Source organism: Alienimonas californiensis, assembly GCF_007743815.1.
GTDB classification, from domain to species: Bacteria; Planctomycetota; Planctomycetia; order Planctomycetales; family Planctomycetaceae; genus Alienimonas; species Alienimonas californiensis.
Map to the genome: position 1 here is coordinate 4,662,817 of NZ_CP036265.1, position 17,954 is coordinate 4,680,770.

A 17,954-nucleotide genomic window follows, 5' to 3' on the forward strand; every position below is an offset into this window, starting at 1 on the left:
GACAGGATGCTCCCGACGCTATCGTTCGGGTGCGGCCCGGGTTTGAGCGGTCGCCGTCGGAGTAGTCTGGCCAGTCCCACGACCCAAGGGACGACAGGCAGGACCATGACGAGCATTCCCCGGGGCGAGGCGTACTGGAACGCCACCGCCGAAGCGCCCGATTTTCCGACGCTCTCGGGCGACGTGAGCGTCGACGTCGCCGTCATCGGCGGCGGGATCGTCGGCATCACCGCGGCCCGGCTGTTTAAAGACCGGGGGCTCACCGTCGCCGTCGTCGAGGCGCAGCGGGTCGGCCGGCAGGTGACCGGCCGCTCGACAGCCAAGGTCAGCTCGCAGCACGGCCTCATCTATCAGAAGCTCGAGAAAAACTTCGGGGAGGAGCGGGCGCGCCTCTACGGCGAAGCGCAGGAGGCGGCGGTCCGCATGATCCGGCAACTCGCAGCGGAACACGGGATTGATTGCGACCTCGAAGATCAGGCCGCCTACACCTATACGCGGGAGGAGAAACAGGTCTCCCAAATTGAAGACGAGGTGAAGGTCGCCCAGAAGCTCGGTCTCCCCGCGACCCTCGTCCGCCAGACGGACCTGCCCTTTGACGTGCTGGCGGCGAACCGCTTCGACGGCCAGGCTCAGTTTCATCCGACCAAATACGTGGCGGGGCTGGCCGGAACCGTGCCCGGCGACGGCTCCCACGTCTTCGAGCGGAGTCGTGCGGTCGACTGGGAGCCGACCCGCGTCGTCACCGACCAGGGTGTCGTGACCGCCCGCCACGTCGTGATGGCGACGCACCTGCCGCTCGGGCAGGTCGGCGGCTACTACGCCCAGGCTCATCCGATGGCCGAACCGGTCGTCGCCGCACGGGTGAAGGGGGCGCCGGAGGGAATGTACCTCAGTGTGGACAAGCCCAGCCACTCGTATCGGGCCCACCGGAACGCCAACGGCGAGACGTACGCGATCGTCGCCGGGAACAGCTTTAAGCCGGGCCACACGGACGAGGAGCGACAGTCCGTCGAAGACGTCGAACGCTGGCTCAACGAAAACTTCGACGCCGGTCCGATCGAGTACCGCTGGGTCAACGAGGATTACAGTTCGATCGACAACGCCCCCTTCATCGGCTGGTCGTCGTCGATCGGCGAGGGCTATCTCGTCGCGACCGGCTTCAACGCCTGGGGCATCAGCAACGGCACCGCGGCGGGCATGATCCTCGCCGACCTCGTCGAGGGTCGCGAGAATCCCTGGACCAGTCTGTTCGATGCGACCCGGGTGAAGCCGGTCGCCGGCGGACCGAAGTTCGTCAAGGAGAACCTGAGCGTCGCCGCCCATCTGGTCACGGGCTACCTGTCACGCCGGCCGAAGTCCTATGACGAGTTGGAACCCGGCGACGCCGCGATCATGGAGATCGACGGCGAAAAGGTCGCCGCCTTCAAGGACGAGCAGGGCGTCGTACACGCCGTTTCCGCGGTCTGCTCCCATATGGGCTGCATCGTCGGTTGGAACGAGACCGACCGGACCTGGGACTGCCCATGCCACGGCTCCCGCTTCGAACTCTCCGGCGAGGCAACCCACGGCCCCGCCACGCAGCCCCTGGGGGCTCCCATCACCGGCTGAGGGCGGCGGGGTCGGGCCGTCCGAACGATTTCTCCGTCGTCCAGGGTGCCGCTCCGCGAAGGGGTCGCTGAACCGCGGCGTGACGCCCCCTCCGCGTACCGCCCCCGTCCCGTGCAATACGTTTACCTGCTCGTCGCCATCGTCGCCGAGGTCGTCGCCACCTCCGCCCTGAAGCCGTCCGACGGGTTCCGGCGACTCGGCCCCTCCGTGCTCGTCGTGATCGGGTACGGGTTCTCCTTCTACTTTCTCTTGCTCACGCTGCGGACGATCCCGATCGCCGTGACATACGCGGTTTGGTCGGGAGTCGGGACGGCGCTGATCACCGCCGTCGCGTGGTTGGCGTTCGGGCAAAAGCTGGACGGCCCCGCGCTCGTCGGGATCGGGCTGATCGTCGCGGGCGTCGTTGTACTGAACGCCTTCTCCGAGTCGGTCGCCCATTGAACGCCGGCTTCCCGACCGACCCCTTCTAATGCGTTGCCTCGAACGGCTCTCACGAAACGCGAACGGCCCGTCCTCATCCGCCCCGTCGGAGAGGGCAGGGGCCGCAGCCGTCGCAAGGTTCGCCTCGCAGTCGCTCCGAGCGGCTTCACCGCCATACAATCGCCCGGACCGATGGGTCGCTCGCAAACGCGGCCCCGTCCGGTCATCCTTCCGCTCGACCGTTCTCTCCCCCGTCAATAGCTCGCCGCCCATGTCTTCGTCCTCCTTGGTAGGCCGCCGCAGTTTCCTGCAGACCGCGTCCGCCGCCGCGGCCGCCGGCCTGTTTGTCGGAACGGGCCGTTCGTCCCGCGGTCAGGATTCGCCGAACGAACGCCCCGTGTTCGCGACGATCGGGCTCCGCAACCAGGGTTGGGCGATCACCTCCAAGTCGACGGGGCTCGCGGACTTCGCCGCCTTCGCCGACGTTGACGCGAACGTCCTGGGCGCGAACCTCGAACAGCTTGAGCAGCGGACGAAGAAAAAGGCGGACGGCTATAAGGACTACCGCGAAGTTCTCGACCGAAAGGACGTCGACGCGGTCATGATCGCGACGCCGGACCACTGGCACACCAAGATTTCGGTCGAGGCGATGCTGGCCGGCAAGGACGTCTACTGCGAAAAGCCGCTGACCCTGACGATCGACGAGGGCAAGCTCATTGAGAAGGTCGTCGAGCAGACCGGGCGGACGTTCCAGGTCGGCACGATGCAGCGGACCGAGAGCGACCAACGGTTCCTCAAGGCGATCGCCCTGATCCGGGACGGTCGGATCGGCGAGATTCGCAAGGTCACCTGCGGCATCGGCGGCGCCGGCGCCTCGCCCGAGATCCCGGCGGTCGACCCGCCCAAGGGCCTCGACTGGGACATGTGGCTCGGCCCCGCGCCGAAGGCCCCCTACCGCGCGCTGCCGGAGATGCGGCAGGGGTACGGCGGCGGCGTGCCGCTCTACACCAACTGCCACTACGCCTGGCGGAACTGGTTCGAAACCTCCGGCGGTCAGCTGAACGACTGGGGCGCCCACCATGTCGACATCGCGACCTGGGCCCTCGGCGCGAGCGACACCGGCCCGAGCAAGATCACGCCGGTGAGCTATTCGATGCCGGTCGACTACAAGGACGGCTACCCGACGGTCGCCGATCGGTTCAACGTGCCGACGAGCTTCGAGATCCGCGCCGAGATGCCCGGCGGCGTGCCGCTGATCATCACCAGTTCCGGCGACAACGGCATCCTGTTCGAGGGGACGAAGGGTCGCTTCTTCGTCAACCGCGGTAAGCTGACGGGCAAGCCGGTCGAAGAGCTGGAAAGCAACCCGCTGCCCGAGGGCGCCGTCGAAGCGGTGTACGGCGGCCCGGTCAGCGGGAACCACACCGCTAACTTTATCGACGCGATGAAGTCCCGCGAGCAGCCGATCTCCGACGTCTGGTCCCACAACCGGATGCTCGAGACCTGCCACCTGGCGAACATCGCGATGCGGCTGGGCCGCGAATTGAATTGGGACCCGACCAAACGCGAAATCGTCGGCGACGCCGAAGCCAACGCGTTCCTGTCGCAGGAGAGCCGCAAGGGCTACGAAATCGACATGTAGTCGACCCGCAACGGACGCCGCCGTCGCGGATCGACGTGATCCCGACGGCGCGTTCAATTCGGTCGCGCCGTCCGCCGAAGTTTGGCCCGTTCTCGTTCAACCCGCAGATCCGCCATGCGCCGCGTCTTGCCGATTCTATTGCTCGCGGCGGCTCTCGGCGGGAGCGCTTCGGCGGCGCCGGCAGACGAGGTCGTCCTGCCTCGGGGGGATCAGCCTCCGGCTCTTGCGATCGACCATTTCCCCAGCCGGTTGCATGCGGTCGTCTGGCGAAACTGGCAGATCCTGCCCGCGGAACGAATCGCCGACGCCGTCGGCGCCGAGCCGGCACAGATTGAGGAACTCGCCGCTTCGATGGGGTTGCCGGCGAATCAGCCGATTTCCGACCGCTTCAAACCGTACTTTTACAAGACGGTCCTCCGCCGGAATTGGCACCTGTTGCCGTACGATCAGTTATTGACGTTGCTGGAGATGGACGCGGAGGAGTTGGCGTTCCTGCTGCACGAGGACGACTTCCTCTACATTAAGTTTGGACGTTCCAAGCCGCGGTGCAAGCCGGTCCGCTGGCAGGCGCCGGATGAGTCGCAGCAGCGCCGGGCCGCGGAAATTCGAGACCTCGTCGCCCGGCGTTTCGGCGACCTGTCGGCCCCGGCGGGCGCCGCCCGTTTCGCATTTATTAGCGACCTTACGGAGCCGATCGCCGCGACAAACTCCGGCGATCCGCTGCCGGCGGCCGGGGGGCCGCGGTTCCTCTATTCCTATTTCGCCGTCTACGGCGATCCGCTGCTGGACCCGGCGGTCGACCCGTATCCAGAGGGTCTGCTGCAACAATTGGCGGCCCGGGGGGTGAACGGCGTGTGGCTGCACGTCGTCCTGCGGCAACTGGCGCCGGGCGGCCCGGACTTTCCGGAATTCGGGCAGGACCACGAGCGGCGGCTGGCGAACCTGCGGCGGCTGGTCGAACGGGCGGAGCGGCACGGCATCAAGATTTATCTCTACCTCAACGAGCCGCGGGCGATGCCGCTCTCGTTCTTCGAGTCTCGCCCGGACCTCCTCGGCGTGAAGAAAAACGAGCTGGCGACCCTGTGCACCAGCGACGCCCGCGTGCGGGACTGGATGCGATCCGCGCTGACCCACGTCTTCCGCGAGGCGCCGGGGTTGGGGGGCGCATTCACGATCACCGCCAGCGAGAATTTGACCAGCTGCGCCTCGCACAACCTGCATCATCAATGCTCGCGGTGCGCCTCGCGGTCCGCGGCGGAGATCATCGCGGAGGTGAACGCCGTCGTCGAACAGGGGGTGCACGCGGGCGACCCGCAGGCGAAGGTGATCGCCTGGGACTGGGGCTGGAACGGGCACGGCCTCGCCCCCGAACACATCGCGCAGCTGCCCCGCGACACGTGGCTGATGTCGGTCAGCGAGTGGGATCTCCCCATTCAGCGCGGGGGCGTCGAGAGTCGGGTCGGCGAGTACTCGGTCTCCGCGGTCGGTCCCGGCCCCCGGGCGACGGCTCAATGGAAGACGGCCCGCGACCGCGGCCTGCAAACCGTGGCGAAAGTGCAGGTTAATAACTCTTGGGAGTTGTCTGCGGTGCCGTGGCTGCCCGTGCCGGATCTGGTTGCCGCACACGCGACCCGGCTGCGAGCCGCGGGCGTCGACGGGGTAATGCTGAGTTGGTCGCTCGGGGGATATCCGTCGCCGAACCTCGAAGTGATGAATCGCCTGCTGACGGACGAGACCGCGACGGCGGAGGACGTGCTCCAGCAAACCGCAGTCGGTCGCTACGGCGAAGCGGCCGCTCCGCAGGTCCGGCGGGCGTGGACGGCCTTCAGCACGGCTTTTCAAGAATATCCCTATTCGGGGGCGGTGGTGTATCGCGGGCCGCAACACATGGGACCGGCGAACCTCCTGCACGTGGCTCCGACGGGCCGGGCGGCCACGATGGTGGGCTTTCCGTACGACGACCTGGACGGCTGGCGCGGCCCCTACCCGCGGGAGGATTTTATTCGACAATTCGAGACGCTGGCCGCCGGCTGGCAGGTCGGGCTGAAAGGCCTCGAAGCGGCGGCGGCCGTCGCGGAGCCGGATCGCCGAGCGGTCGTGGAAGCGGATCTGCGGTTGGCCCGTGCCGCCCACCTCCATTTCGCCAGCACGGCGGCGCAGGCGCAGTGGATCGCGCTCCGGGATCAGCTATCGTCGCACGACACGCCGGAAACGCGCGAGGAGATCGCCGCAACGCTCGACGCCGAGGACGCCTTCGCCCGGCAGCTTTACGACCTGACGCGGGCGGACTCCCGCATCGGCTTCGAGGCCTCGAACGCCTACTACTATCTTCCGCTCGACCTGGTGGAAAAGACGTTAAATATCGATTGGGTCCGCCGGCGGATCGCGGAGCAATAGTTCCTCTCTCCCGGCCGGAGATCGTCGCCCCGCAAGCGGGCGGCGAATTTGCGGAGGCGTCTGCGAACCGTGGGTTCGGGGGATTCCGGCCGTCGCCGCCGGCCCGTAAAATCGGTCGCCGCCCGTCCCGTCGCGCTGTTGGCCGGACGGCCCCTGCGACCTCCCAAACACAATGGCGGACCGAGGAACAACGATGGCGTACGAAGCGTGGACGGCCACCGGGCCGGGGGCGACCTTCGAGAAACGGTCCCTCGACCGCGGTCCGCTGGGGCCGGAGGAGGTGGAGGTGGCGGTCGAGCATTGCGGCATCTGCCACTCCGATCTGTCGATGTGGCATGACGAGTGGGGCACGGCGACCTACCCGGCCGTGCTCGGGCACGAGGTGATCGGCCGAGTCGCTGCGTTGGGTCCGATGGCCAAAGGCCTTGCCGTTGGGCAGCGCGTCGGCGTGGGCTGGAACTGCGCCAGTTGCATGCACTGTCGGCAGTGCCTGTCGGGCGATCAGCATCTCTGCGAAAGCGCCCAGCCGACGATCGCCGGCCATCTCGGCGGGTTCGCAAGATCGGTGCGGGCTCATTGGGCGTGGACGATTCCGCTGCCCGACGACCTCCACGCCGCGGACGCCGGCCCGCTGCTGTGCGGGGGCATCACGGTGTTCAATCCCCTCGCCGCCTTCGCCTCCCCGAACAGTCGCGTGGGGGTGGTCGGGATCGGCGGGCTGGGTCACCTCGCCGTGAAGTTCGCCGCCGCGTACGGGTGCGAGGTGACGGCGTTTACCTCCAGCGAGAGCAAGTTCGAGGAGGCCCGCGGCTTCGGCGCCCACCAAGTCGTCTCCAGCCGCGACTCCGAAGCGATTCGGTCGCTCGCCAAGAGCCTCGACCTGCTGATCGTCACGGTGAACGTGCCGCTGGACTGGGACGCCCTGATCGCGTCGCTGGCGCCCAACGGGCGGATGCACGTCGTGGGCGCGGTGCTGGAGCCAATCCCCGTGTCGATCTTCCCTCTGATCATGCGTCAGGGAAGCGTCGGGGCGTCGCCGACCGGCTCTCCGGTGGGGATCGCCGACATGCTCGCCTTCGCGGCCCGGCACGACATCGCCCCGCAAACGGAACATTTCCCGATGAGCCGAATCAACGAAGCCTTCGCTCACGTCGCGGACGGCAAGGCACGGTATCGCGTGGTGCTGGACGCCGACTTCGCCGGCTGATCGCCGAGACCCGCCGCGGGGCCGCCCTCACCGCCGGCGTTCCCCACCCAGTCGCTGGGGAGGGGATCGTCCCGCCGCTGCGTGCGTTCGCATGCGGCTCTGGCTAGAGAAACGAAAACACCCCGCTGACCGGTTCGAAAACCGGCCAGCGGGGCGAGTCAGGATGACAGATTCAAACCTGCGACCTCTTGACCCCCAGGGAGGCCAAAAAGGCACCCGCCAGAATCGCTCGCGACTCTTGCGAAACAGCTATGGAACTTGAAAGTTAGGCTCTCTCAGTCCTCGTGTCCAGTCGCACCGGCGGACGTCCGATACAGTGCGGGCGTGTCAGCGGAGATCATTTTTATCAGTCTCTCCCGTCCCGGTTTCCCGCCCGTACGGCGACCAGCATGAATGGGGGCAACGGCGCCGCGAACAGCGTGGGCAGGGCAGGGGACGACATCGCCCCCGAATGGCCGGCGTCAGCTCGCTTCCACCGCGTTTTGTGAAAGGCCGCCGGAGGTTCGTCGCTCGATACCTGTCTACATGAATGACCTTGATGCACACGATCGGTCCCGCCGGATCGCAGCGATCCAATCTCGATGACCTGCTGGGCCACGTCGTCGATCCCAGTGCCGTGGTCGGCAATGACAGCCGCTTATCGATCCTTGCGCTCGCCGACGGCCGCGTACTGACCGGCCTCGTTGTTTCCAGAGACGAACATTCCCTCGTGCTTAAGACCGCGACCGAACGCGTCACGTTGCCAGTGTAGGAGATCAACGAAATGATCGTGTCGTCTCAGTCCGCCATGCCGGACGGCCTGTTGCAGACGCTGGACGGCGAGCAGATCCGCGACCTCATTGCCTATTTACAAAGTCCCGTGCAGGTCCCGCTCGGCGAACCACAAGATGGTCGGGAACCGCCAGACGGAGCGCCGGAAACCCCACGCGGCGCCGCGGCGGGCCGCGGAGCTGAAGGAGAGGGCGCTCGTCCTTGCGGCACTGCAGGCGGATGACGGACGCAGCGGCGAACTGTCGAAGGAAGGGCCGGCCTCGCCGGCCGGGGCACCGGGGTTGGAGGCGACCGTCCTGGCGCTGCGGGAGTGGGACCGATTGACAAACGTCGGCGGCAGCACGAGCGGGGGCTGGCGTTCGCTGCGGAGGAGCCACCGGGGCGGCGACCCGCACAGCGACGAGACCTGCCCGCTGCGGCAGGTCGCCCAGCTCCAGCTGCGGCGTCGGGCCTGCCGAGCGGACTTAAGCACGCGGTCGTCAGCGACTTCCATCTGAATTGATGACGCCCAGTACAGCAGTCTGGAGGCGACGATCCTGTCCCGCTTCCCGCTGACCGCGCCGTGAGATCTGGCCCCGAGCCGGACAGGGCGAGCGAACGCATCAAAGACCGCACGTCCCCTTCCTCAGCTCGCCTGAAAAGGCTGGCGGCGGACCGGTTCGGGTTTGGCAGGTCTCTCTTGAAAACGTCGCGGACGACCCTTTCTGCGGGGAGAAACGCGGCCGGCCGGCGGTCTCCGCGATCGACACGCCCAGCAGGCGCCGGGCGAGCGATCCATTCGTCCGCCGGTTTTCATTCGCTAGGCTCAATCCCGCAGGTTGCTTAAATCGCCGCTGGAGCCGACCGGCTTCGCAAACGCCGCCGGGGGGCGACGGCGAGATCGACGCGCGCCTCCTCGAGAATTCCGTCAGATTCACCTGCTCCGCCGCGAGCTCTCTGGTTCGGCATCCGACGGCTTGCCGGGGGCTTCGCGGGCGTCCCGGAGCACCGCGCGCCGAGCGAGGTCGTAGGTCGAACCCGCAGGCAAGGCCGTGTAGTCCGGGTCGCCTGCCGCCCGTTCGGCCCCCGCGTCGTAGAAGAACGCCCGACCCCGGCCGGACGCCTCGGCGACGGATCCCCGGACCTCGATCGCGGTCGCCTCGTCCAGGCCGACGCCCAGCAACTGGGGATAGACGGCGATCAGCCGGGTCATGTCCCTCTGGCGACCGCGCTGGGTGAAGTGTTGATCGATCGCGACGCCCGGCAGAAACCCGAGACCGCCCCGCTCGTAGCCGGGCGCCATGATCTCCGAGTTCCCGATGGGGGTCGCCCGGGCCAGATAGCGTCCCTGAATTGAGGCGCCGGCCGACGACCCGGCGATCACGCCGCCGCGCCGCAGCACCTCTTTCATCAGTTCGTGGGCCTGCGTGCCGTAGTAAGAGTCGGAAAAGTTCCACTGCCGCCCCCCGCCGAAGAAGATGCCGGTGGCGTCCCGGAGCGGCGCCAGAAGCTCCTCGTCGCCGTTCGCATTCGCGCGGTCCTTGGTGTGGACGAACGTCGCGTGCTCGACGCCCATCCGCCGCCAGCTCGTCACGACGTCGTGCCGCTCGCCGACGGAGTCGTTCTCGGAGCACGGGACGTAGACGAGGCGGGCCCTGCCGACGCCGCCGGCGAGTTCCACGAAGCGGCTCATCAGGCCCCGCGGCGTACCCCCGCCGCCGACGATGAGCAGGGTCCCGTTCTCGACGACCGGCGGGGGCGGGGTCTCGCCGGGAAACGGGGGCAGATCCCGGTCGATCGCCATCCGCCGCCACTGCGTCAGATCGAACAGGGCGCTCTCGGGATGCCGCCGTCGGCGCTCCGTCGCTGCGGAAATTGAGAGGGAGGCCGGCTCTTCGGCGGTTCCCCTCGCCACGCAAACGGTCACGGCGCCGGGCCCGAGCGCGATCGCTTTCCGGCCCTCGAGCACGAACGCCGCTTCGTCGGCGAGACGAAGGCCGACGGACCGCGGATGTCGGGCCAGGACGTCCAGAAGTTCCCGCTCGCCGAGCGAGGCGTCCAACACGCAGTCCGGCAGGAGGTTCAGCCCTTCCGCGGTCTTCGAGGGGTCGCCGTTCGTCACGTAGCGTTCGCCGAATCGGCTGGCGGTCGAGGCGTCGGCGATCAGCGTGCCGCCGCGTCGGACGACCGCGTGAAGCGGTTCCTTAAACTCGGCCAGCCGGTCCCGATCAGCGGGCAGGTCGGCGACGAACACGCAGTCCGCCGCCGCCACGGCGGCGAGCAGTTCGGCCGACGCGTTCGCCGAGGAGCCGGCGAGATAACTCCCGTCCTCGCCGACGGCCGCCTCGAGGGCGCGACGCACTTCGGCCGAACCGGCGTCGTCTCCGCCGCCCAAGCAGAAGACGGACCGTCCGGACGCGATCCGCCGCAAGGTCGGCTGCAGAACGGCGACGTCCGAAACGCCATTGAAGACGACGATCCGTCCGTTGATCCTGAGGTCTTCGGGCCAACGGGAATAAAGATCCCCTGCGGCGGCGGCGGCCGCCGCCGCCTGGGCGTGGGCGATCGGCGGGGCGCCGCACGACAACGCCGCGACGACTGCGGCGATCACGACGCGATGCATCAGCGTGGCCTCGTCCTGGTGTCTGTGGAGTCGTCGGGCGCCGTCGCGAGACGACGCGAACGTGAGTTCGCCCGCGGCGGGAGCCGGCGGGCGGATTTACTCCGCGCCGGTTCGGACCTGAGCTTCGGACTGTTCTAATAACCTGCTCGCCTCTTCGAGCAGAAACTCGGGTCTATTGAACGGCTCGTAGCTGACGTCGTGCCAGCGGATCAACCCTTCGCCGTCGATCAGGAACGTGCCGTGCAGCGGCTTCTCCTCGAAGTCGTCGTAAACCCGGTACTTTCGAAACACCTCCAGCGTGTCGTCCGACACCAGCGGAAACGGAAACGGATCGTCGCCGTAGACCAAATGCGACATGGCGAGCGAGTCCGGCGTATCGGTACTCACGGCCAGCAGAGAGATGCCCGACTCGCGAAACTTCTCGGTCAGGGGCGCGAAGGACTGGAGCTGCTCGACGCAGTGCAGACACCCGGATCCCAGGTAGAAGATCACGACCACGGGCCGGCCTCGATAGTCGGCGAGGGAACGCTCCTTGCCGTCGACGTCGGTCAAGGTCCACGGCGACGCCGGCCCCGGCGCCCACCGAAACGGTCCGAGCGAATCCAGTGCGGGACGATCGCCGACGTCCCCCGCCGGTTCGCCCTCACGCCAGTCGCCCTCGATCTCCAACGACTCCGCGACCGGCCGCAGTCGTTCCATGATCTTCGTGTCGAGGTCCGCCGAGCGGGCCGTTCGACGCAGAACCTGGAACTGCTCCCGGGCTTCCTCCCGCACGCCCGCGGTCCACAGGGCGTCGACGAGCGCGGCGAGCGGAACCGCCTCGCGCTCGTGCTTCTTGACGTTCTCCCGGGCGCGCTTCAACGCGGCCTCGGTCATCCCGGCGGCCGACTCGGCACGGACGAGAAACTCGGCCTCGACGCCTCCCGACTTGCCGAACAGGTCCAGGGCCGCCTCGGCGTCGCCGGCGAGCACGGCTTGATGGCCGCGAAGTTCGTCGAGCGCCTTCCCGATCGTCGTGATGTCCGAGGAAAAGGGTTGGCGCGCCCTATCCTGAGCCTTCTTGAGGTCGCCTGCGGACAGCTCTTCGTCCGCCTCCGCCGCGACCTTCTCGACCGCCTCGTCCCGACGGGATTCCCGATCGGCGAGCATCCGTTCTAAATGCGCGATTTGCTCTTCTCCCCGGGAAATCCGATCCGACTGAAAACACGCCCGCCCCACGAAACGCAGGCGTTGCACCTGCTCCGGGAGATTCTCGACGTGCCCGAGGTAGGGCGTTTCGCTGTACGCCAACAGCTCGTCCCACATCTCGAACCGGCTCAGCGTCTCGAACAACCGGCGGCGGCCGTAGCGGGCGCTGCCGTTCTTGTCGAAGTGGTTATGTTCGGGATGGCGCGGGAGCTCCGTCATGTTGCAGGCCAGGTCGATCGCGTCCGACGCCCGTCCCAGATTGACGAGATTACGAATCAGCCACTCGTTGTTGTGCGCGAAGTTGTGGATCCGGTCGGGCAATACGCGATCCCGCATCATCTGGGCGTGATCGACCCGCGCGGAGGCTTCCTGTTGCCAGGCGGCGTCGTCGTATCGCTTGAGCTTCGAGTAGATATGCCCCGGCATGTGCCACATATGTGCGACGCCGGGCGCCGACTGGCCGCACAGGGCCGCGGAGGCCAGGGCCTTTTCGGGACGCTTCCGGTCCCAGAGATGAATGCGATAGTGATGACTCGGATGCAGCGGCCGCGCCTCGAAAACCTCCCCCAGGAGCGCGTCGGCGGCGAGGTAGCTGCTGACGGGGATCCCCGCCCTGTCGTTCAGCCAGATCTGCAAACAGAGGAACGCCTTGGCTTCGAGGTCGTCCGGATGTTCGAGCACGATCTCTTCCAGGGCCTCGGTGTACTTCTGATTGCGGCCACGTCGATCGTCCTGCGCGGCGTCGTGGTACGCGTGGAGCGCGTCGAGATATCGCGCCTCCCGCTTCGTCGCGCCGTCTTTGTGCGCCAGCGCCTTCTCGATAAATCCTTTGGCCCGTTCACGGTTGCTCGTGTTGGCCATGGCCATGCCCCAGTAGGCCATGGCGCACTCCGGATCGAGAGCGGCCGCCTGTCGAAACGACCGCTCCGCCTCGAAGTACCAGAACCCGTGGAGCTGGCCGACGCCCTGGTTGACGAACCGCTGAACTTCGGGATCGTCCGTCGTCACCGGGAAGTCGATCGCGCCGGTCCCGCCCATCAGGTAAGCCGCCTGGCGGGGCCCGTCGTTAAAGACCTCCCCGTGCTCCGAGTGCCCGGCGGGCGTTTCGGGCGCCGGCGTCCCGCCGGTTTCCGACGCCGGTTCCTCGGAGCGTCCGGCCGGGAGCAGCACGACGCTCAAAAGCACACCGACGGCGACTCTATGGAAGAACATTCGGGAGCGACTTTACAGGCGGGGAAGGGCCGACGCGGATCGGCCCCGTTGCGATGCCGGCCCCATTCTGTCGGCGAGCGTCCCGCCAACAAGGCATTCCCGCCGGACGTCTGCGGGGACAGCTGAACGTGTCGGCCGAGGACGTGCTGCCTTTGTCGAGTGCGACCGAAAATCGGGAGGAGTTCCGGCTGGAGTCGACCAGCACTTGTTCAGACTGCGGCGGGAGCGGGAAGTCCGTCGGACTGCAGTCAGTCGGCCCGTTCAGTCTTCTGCTGTGGAGATTGCTCGGTGCCGGGCCGTGGGTTCGGGATGGGCGTTATGCCTCGCACTCCAGGAACTTGCAGTGCCCCGGACTGGAGTCGCTCCTCAATTCGAACGCTCCAGGAACGCGAATAGGTCGGCCATCTGCTGCGGCGTGATCTCCCGTTCGAGTCCCTCCGGCATCAGCGACAGGCCGCTGCTTTGGAGCAGTTCGATCTCGTCCCGGCGGATCGTCAGGTCCGGCTGATCGACGCGGCGGAGCGTCACGCCGGTCGCGGACTGTTCGACGATCAGGCCGGTGTGCGTCCGGCCGTCCTCCAGCAGCGCCACGTAGCTGAGGTATTCCGGGTTCGCCTCGCGGTTCGGGTCCAGCACGTTGACCAGCAGGGTCTCCCGCCCGCGGGCGGTCGCGGCCACGAGGTTCGGGCCGATCGTCGCCCCCTCCTCGCCCACGCGGTGGCAGGTCGCGCAGTGTTTGAGGAAGACGTTTCGTCCGGCCGCGGCGTCGCCCGGCCGGGTCAGCGCGGCGCCGTATTGGGCGAGAGCCTCGGCCCGGCTGCCGACGTCGACCTTCGCGAGGATCGCGTCGATGCGGGCGGCGGTCTCCGCGTCCACGGCGAGCCGGTGCAGCCGCAGTCGTTCCGGGCTCCACCGGGAGCGGGGCACCTCGCCGGATTCGATCGCCGTCAGCAGCGCGTCGTTCCACTGGATGCGGGACAGCAGCGTGTCGAAGACCGCGTTCTGCAACTCCGGGCCGAGGTTCGGCCAACGCCGAACCAACTCCTCCCCGAGCGCGTCGTCGTCCAATGCGGAAAGCGTCTCGAACGCCGCCCGCTGGATCTGCGCCGGCTCCCGCGGGTTGAGGCGGTCGAGCAGCCGCCGGACGTCGTTCGGCGAGGCCCCGGCGGCGAGCGTGCGAATCGCGGCGACCCGCTCGTCGAGCGGCCGATTCGGGTCGTCGACCGTGACCCGGGCCGTCGCGAGCAAATCCTCGAGGATCTCTGCGAGACCGTCGCCGTCGGCGAGTTCCTCCGCGATCGGGTTGCGGGAAGCCTTCAGACCCCGGGTGAGCTGCGTGAGCGCCGTCGCGGTCCGCGGGTCGCTGCCCGGCACGCGGGAGGTCGCCCGCAGCACGGCGGCGACCTCGGCGGGATCCGCCTGCAAGCCGACCAGTTCGGCCAGCGCCCCGACGGCCGCTTCCGCGTCTCCGTCCGGCTCCGCGGCGAGCCGGGCCGCGACGACCTGACCGGCTCCTGTCGACAGGGAGCTGAACGTCGCAAATCGCATCCACGGATCGTCGCCGAACCGGGCCAGCAACTCCGCGGCGATCGGGACGCGCCCAGCGGACGGAAACTCGCCGATCGTGAAGGCGAGCTGGAACCGGACGAGCGGATCGGGGTCGTCGAGGAGGGACGCCAATTGCTCGCGGATCGGCGTCGATTGCGGGAACCGCTCCGACAATCGCAGGGCGAACTCGCGGACGCGGGGATGCTCGTCCCGCAGCCCGGCGAGAACCGCGGACTCGTCGAGCAGGCCGAGGCCCTCGATCGCCGCGAGCGCATGAAGGCGGCCGAGCGGAAGGTCGCTCGTCCTCAATAATTTTTGGAGTGGACCGAACGCGCGCGGGTCCTGCCGTTCGTAGAGTAACCGGGCGGCGGTCTCCCGGTGCCACCCGTTGTCGTGGGCCAGCAGCGCGACCAGGTCCTCGGTCGCGGCGTCGGACAGAGTCGGCGCCGGCCGGTGTTGATAACCGTCGGGAACGATGCGGTAGAGCCGCCCTCGGTCGCGGCCGCTCGTTAGATCGAGATGACGTTTAATACTGTCCGGGAGCGACTTCGGGTGCTCGATCGTCTCGCGGCTCATGTCGAGGACGGACAGCCCGCCGTCCGGGGCGTCGGCGAACTGCACCGGCCGGAACCAGATGTCGTCGGAGGCGAGGAACTCGGTTCCCTCGTCAATGCGGCGGGCGACCGGCACGATTCCCTCGAACGACACCGTCTTGCGATGGACGAGGTTGCTGCCGACGTCGGCGACGAAGGCCCGTCCGCGCTCGGAGGGCATCGCGTCGCCGCGGTAGATCGTGGCCCCGGTCGCCCCGGTGAAGTAGCCGGCGGGCGTCCCGCCCCCCTCCACCGGGCCGGGTACGGCGCCGGCGACCCGCAGCCGCGTGCGGAGCGTCCGCCACGGTTCGACCGGGCTGCGTCGGAACACCGGCGCCTGCGGCCCGTCGGCCGCAATGCTGTGCCGGACCCGCGGCGCCGACAGTTCGGGGAAACGCGCCGCGTACCGCGGTCGATAGACGACGTATTGCAGGTGGTCGCTGTTCGAACTGCTGAACTTCCGGCCCCAGTCGTCGAAGCCCATCCCGTGCTGGGCCCCGCCCGGTTCCGCCCGCAGGTCGAGGGTCCGGGGGTCGAACGAAAAATCCCGCCCGTCGAGATCCACGGGCGTCCTGTCCGGCGCGTCCGGCCGGACGACCGTCCCGCCCGCCGTCCCCGTGGCGCCGTGGATCCGGTTGTCGAGCCCCCAGCGGAGGCTGTTCATCAACCCCTGCACGTTCGAGCGGTCGAACCCCTCGAAGACGACCCGCCGCTCGTCCGCCCGGCCGTCGCCGGTCGTGTCCTTGAGGTACAGCATCAGCGGCGGCGCCCCCACGAAGACGCCGCCGTCGTAGGCGATCACGGCGGTCGGCCAGGAGAGGCCCTCCGCGAACGCGGTCGCCGCGTCGAACGTGCCGTCGCGGTCCGTATCCTCCAGCAGGCGGATCCGACCGAGGCGGGCTTGATCCTGCTCGGAATAGTCCCGCATTTCCACGACGTAAAGCCGTCCGTCGGCGTCGAAGCTCATCGCCACCGGGTCCGTCACCAGCGGCTCCGCGGCGACCAGATCGATGCGGAACCCCGGCAACGTTCGCAGGGATTTGAGCCCCTCCTCCGGCGACCGCGGGGGGATGCGGGGGAGCTCAGCCGCGTAATCTTCCCTCTGGGACTCTTCGTCCTGTGCCACGGTCGCCGCGTGCGGACAGAACGCGGCGCCGGCCAGCAGAATCGCAGCCGCGACCCGGGCCGGGGCGGCGACGCCTCCCGCACCTCTCTGGAGCAATTGCATTATTCCTCCGCGGCGGATGCGTCCTCACGGGCGGCCGCGTCCTCGGCGGCGGGCGTCTCGAGCAGGTCGCGGATCGCGTCCATCAGGATTTTCTCGGACTCGGGGCCGACGTTCGAGGCCCGCGCGCTCGTTTCGTAGCCGCCTTCGTCGTAGGCGACGGCCGTGCCGATATAGCCTGGCCCGTAGTCCCCGTAGGCGGCCATCGCGACGTGCAGGTCGCTCCGCAGCGCCTGGGCCGCCAGCTGATATTCCACGAACAACTCCCCGGGCAGGTGCAGGACGCGAACGTCGCCAACGGTCAGGCAACTCACGTCGATCGCGTGCCCGGACTGCACGCGGGCCAGCCAGGCGAGTTGATCCGCCTTGGAGATATATCCGCCCGCCGGTTCCGTCCGGACGGATTCGGCCAGGCCGTCCCGGTTGAGATGCTCCGCGGGCGGCAACCGGACCGGCACGGAGCGCCAGCCGACGTCGCCCGCCTCGAGCGGCACCTTCTCGACGTGCTCCCAGGCCCGCCGCATTCCGTCCGCCAACCGGAGGGCGAGCGTCATGCGATTTTGCGGGTCGCCGTCGTTATATTTTCCGGCCCCCACGTTGCCGCCCGCGCCGTTGAAGTGCACGTGCAGCGCCGCAGGGACGGCCTGGCCGCGGACGAAGCGGGCGATGCCGGGGAAGTCGGGGCTGGGCACGCCGGTCCGGTAGTAGCTCTGCGGGTGGCAGGCGTAATACGTCAGGACGGCGACCGGTTCCTCGCCGTTCCAGAAGCTCAGCAGGGAGACGTCCGGGTCGATCACGCCTTCCGGCAGAGCCCGGAGTTCGGCGGAGCGGGTCGCGGTATATCGCACGGCCCGCACCGTGCCGTCCGAGCCGAGAATGCGGCGGTTGGACGCGACCTGCTCGACCGCCGCCTCGCCCCAGCCGTACGCGGTGATCGGCCGGGCCCGGGGGAGCGCGTCGCGGACCGCCGCGGCGGCGCGGCGGAGCGCCTCCCGCGGGAACCGGCTGTCGAACCGCTGATAATTCGTCACCCCGAGCTCCGCGAGGACCCGCTCCGCCGTGAAGTCGGCCCCCGGGGCGTCGTGCTGGTGCAGCGTATGCACGGCGACCCGGTCCGGCGTCGTCCCCGCCGCGGCGGCCAACTGCTCGCGAAACGCGTCGTAGGCCCCGTTGGCGATGCCGATCCAATCGACGGCGCAGAGCACGATCGGCGCGTCCGCCCCCAGCAGCACGACGCCGCGACAGCGGAGCGTCAGTTCGTCCACCCGCCGCACCGGGTCGTACGCCATCTGCGCCCCGACCGGCGGCGTGGCGTCGACGTCGAACGTCGCCAGGCGAAACGCCGGCTCTTCGGCGCGAACCACGGCGATCGGAGCGGCGGTCGCCGTCCATGTCGCAACGATAGCGAGGGCGACGATCCGCATAGTCTGTGCCGAATTCTCTGAACGACCGATCACGCAACCTGCTTCTCAAGCTACGGTTCGAGGAGAGGCGGCACAACTCCTCGGGGATCGAAGCCTGATGGGGATCCGAAGCCCATT

11 protein-coding genes are annotated in these 17,954 nt (G+C 68.4%); 7 read left to right on the forward strand and 4 right to left on the reverse strand.

All coding sequences use genetic code 11. From position 1 onward, the window contains the following. Positions 1 to 105: 105 nt before the first annotated feature. The 7 genes from CA12_RS18470 (at position 106) to CA12_RS18500 (ending at position 8,542) form a co-directional block, all read left to right on the forward strand. Positions 106 to 1,608, forward strand: a complete 1,503-nt coding sequence (locus tag CA12_RS18470; RefSeq protein WP_165700857.1) for an FAD-dependent oxidoreductase — start codon at positions 106 to 108, stop codon at positions 1,606 to 1,608. 111 nt (positions 1,609 to 1,719) lie between these two features. Beyond that, entirely contained in the window at positions 1,720 to 2,049 is a 330-nt protein-coding gene (locus CA12_RS18475; protein ID WP_145360494.1) for a DMT family transporter, read from the forward strand. A gap of 250 nt (positions 2,050 to 2,299) precedes the next feature. Then, the gene (locus CA12_RS18480; protein ID WP_145360496.1) at positions 2,300 to 3,670 is read left to right on the forward strand and encodes a Gfo/Idh/MocA family protein; all 1,371 of its coding nucleotides are present in this window, start codon (positions 2,300 to 2,302) and stop codon (positions 3,668 to 3,670) included. A gap of 114 nt (positions 3,671 to 3,784) precedes the next feature. Then, the gene (locus CA12_RS18485; protein ID WP_145360498.1) at positions 3,785 to 6,067 is read left to right on the forward strand and encodes a hypothetical protein; all 2,283 of its coding nucleotides are present in this window, start codon (positions 3,785 to 3,787) and stop codon (positions 6,065 to 6,067) included. A 193-nt stretch (positions 6,068 to 6,260) separates the two neighbouring features. Beyond that, entirely contained in the window at positions 6,261 to 7,274 is a 1,014-nt protein-coding gene (gene ahr, locus CA12_RS18490; RefSeq protein WP_145360500.1) for an NADPH-dependent aldehyde reductase Ahr, read from the forward strand. Positions 7,275 to 7,812: 538 nt separating this feature from the next. Further along, the gene (locus CA12_RS18495; protein WP_145360502.1) at positions 7,813 to 8,025 is read left to right on the forward strand and encodes a hypothetical protein; all 213 of its coding nucleotides are present in this window, start codon (positions 7,813 to 7,815) and stop codon (positions 8,023 to 8,025) included. A 136-nt stretch (positions 8,026 to 8,161) separates the two neighbouring features. Beyond that, positions 8,162 to 8,542 carry a hypothetical protein gene (locus tag CA12_RS18500; RefSeq protein ID WP_145360504.1) on the forward strand — a complete coding sequence of 127 codons (381 nt, stop codon included), beginning with the start codon at positions 8,162 to 8,164 and terminating at the stop codon, positions 8,540 to 8,542. A gap of 416 nt (positions 8,543 to 8,958) precedes the next feature. Here CA12_RS18500 and CA12_RS18505 read toward each other — a convergent pair whose 3' ends face one another. The 4 genes from CA12_RS18505 to CA12_RS18520 form a co-directional block, all read right to left on the reverse strand. Next, positions 8,959 to 10,647 (reverse strand): Type 1 glutamine amidotransferase-like domain-containing protein, encoded by a 1,689-nt coding sequence (locus CA12_RS18505; protein ID WP_145360506.1) that lies wholly within the window; start codon positions 10,645 to 10,647, stop codon positions 8,959 to 8,961. A 96-nt stretch (positions 10,648 to 10,743) separates the two neighbouring features. After that, on the reverse strand, positions 10,744 to 12,717 hold the full coding sequence (locus CA12_RS18510; protein ID WP_165700858.1) for a peroxiredoxin family protein: 1,974 nt from the start codon (positions 12,715 to 12,717) through the stop codon (positions 10,744 to 10,746). A gap of 696 nt (positions 12,718 to 13,413) precedes the next feature. Then, positions 13,414 to 16,416 (reverse strand): PVC-type heme-binding CxxCH protein, encoded by a 3,003-nt coding sequence (locus tag CA12_RS18515; RefSeq protein ID WP_145360510.1) that lies wholly within the window; start codon positions 16,414 to 16,416, stop codon positions 13,414 to 13,416. Then, positions 16,416 to 17,777 (reverse strand): hypothetical protein, encoded by a 1,362-nt coding sequence (locus CA12_RS18520; RefSeq protein ID WP_207622039.1) that lies wholly within the window; start codon positions 17,775 to 17,777, stop codon positions 16,416 to 16,418. Before CA12_RS18520 ends, CA12_RS18515 begins: the two co-directional genes overlap by 1 nt. Between the last annotated feature and the right edge of the window lie 177 nt (positions 17,778 to 17,954).

Coding starts and splice junctions, on each gene's coding strand:
- CA12_RS18480 (WP_145360496.1), top strand. CDS start 2,300: ATGTCTTCGTCCTCCTTGGTAGGCCGCCGCAGTTTCCTGCAGACCGCG.
- CA12_RS18500 (WP_145360504.1), top strand. CDS start 8,162: ATGGTCGGGAACCGCCAGACGGAGCGCCGGAAACCCCACGCGGCGCCG.
- CA12_RS18470 (WP_165700857.1), top strand. CDS start 106: ATGACGAGCATTCCCCGGGGCGAGGCGTACTGGAACGCCACCGCCGAA.
- CA12_RS18485 (WP_145360498.1), top strand. CDS start 3,785: ATGCGCCGCGTCTTGCCGATTCTATTGCTCGCGGCGGCTCTCGGCGGG.
- CA12_RS18510 (WP_165700858.1), bottom strand. CDS start 12,717: ATGGCCTACTGGGGCATGGCCATGGCCAACACGAGCAACCGTGAACGG.
- CA12_RS18515 (WP_145360510.1), bottom strand. CDS start 16,416: ATGCAATTGCTCCAGAGAGGTGCGGGAGGCGTCGCCGCCCCGGCCCGG.
- ahr (WP_145360500.1), top strand. CDS start 6,261: ATGGCGTACGAAGCGTGGACGGCCACCGGGCCGGGGGCGACCTTCGAG.
- CA12_RS18495 (WP_145360502.1), top strand. CDS start 7,813: ATGCACACGATCGGTCCCGCCGGATCGCAGCGATCCAATCTCGATGAC.
- CA12_RS18505 (WP_145360506.1), bottom strand. CDS start 10,647: ATGCATCGCGTCGTGATCGCCGCAGTCGTCGCGGCGTTGTCGTGCGGC.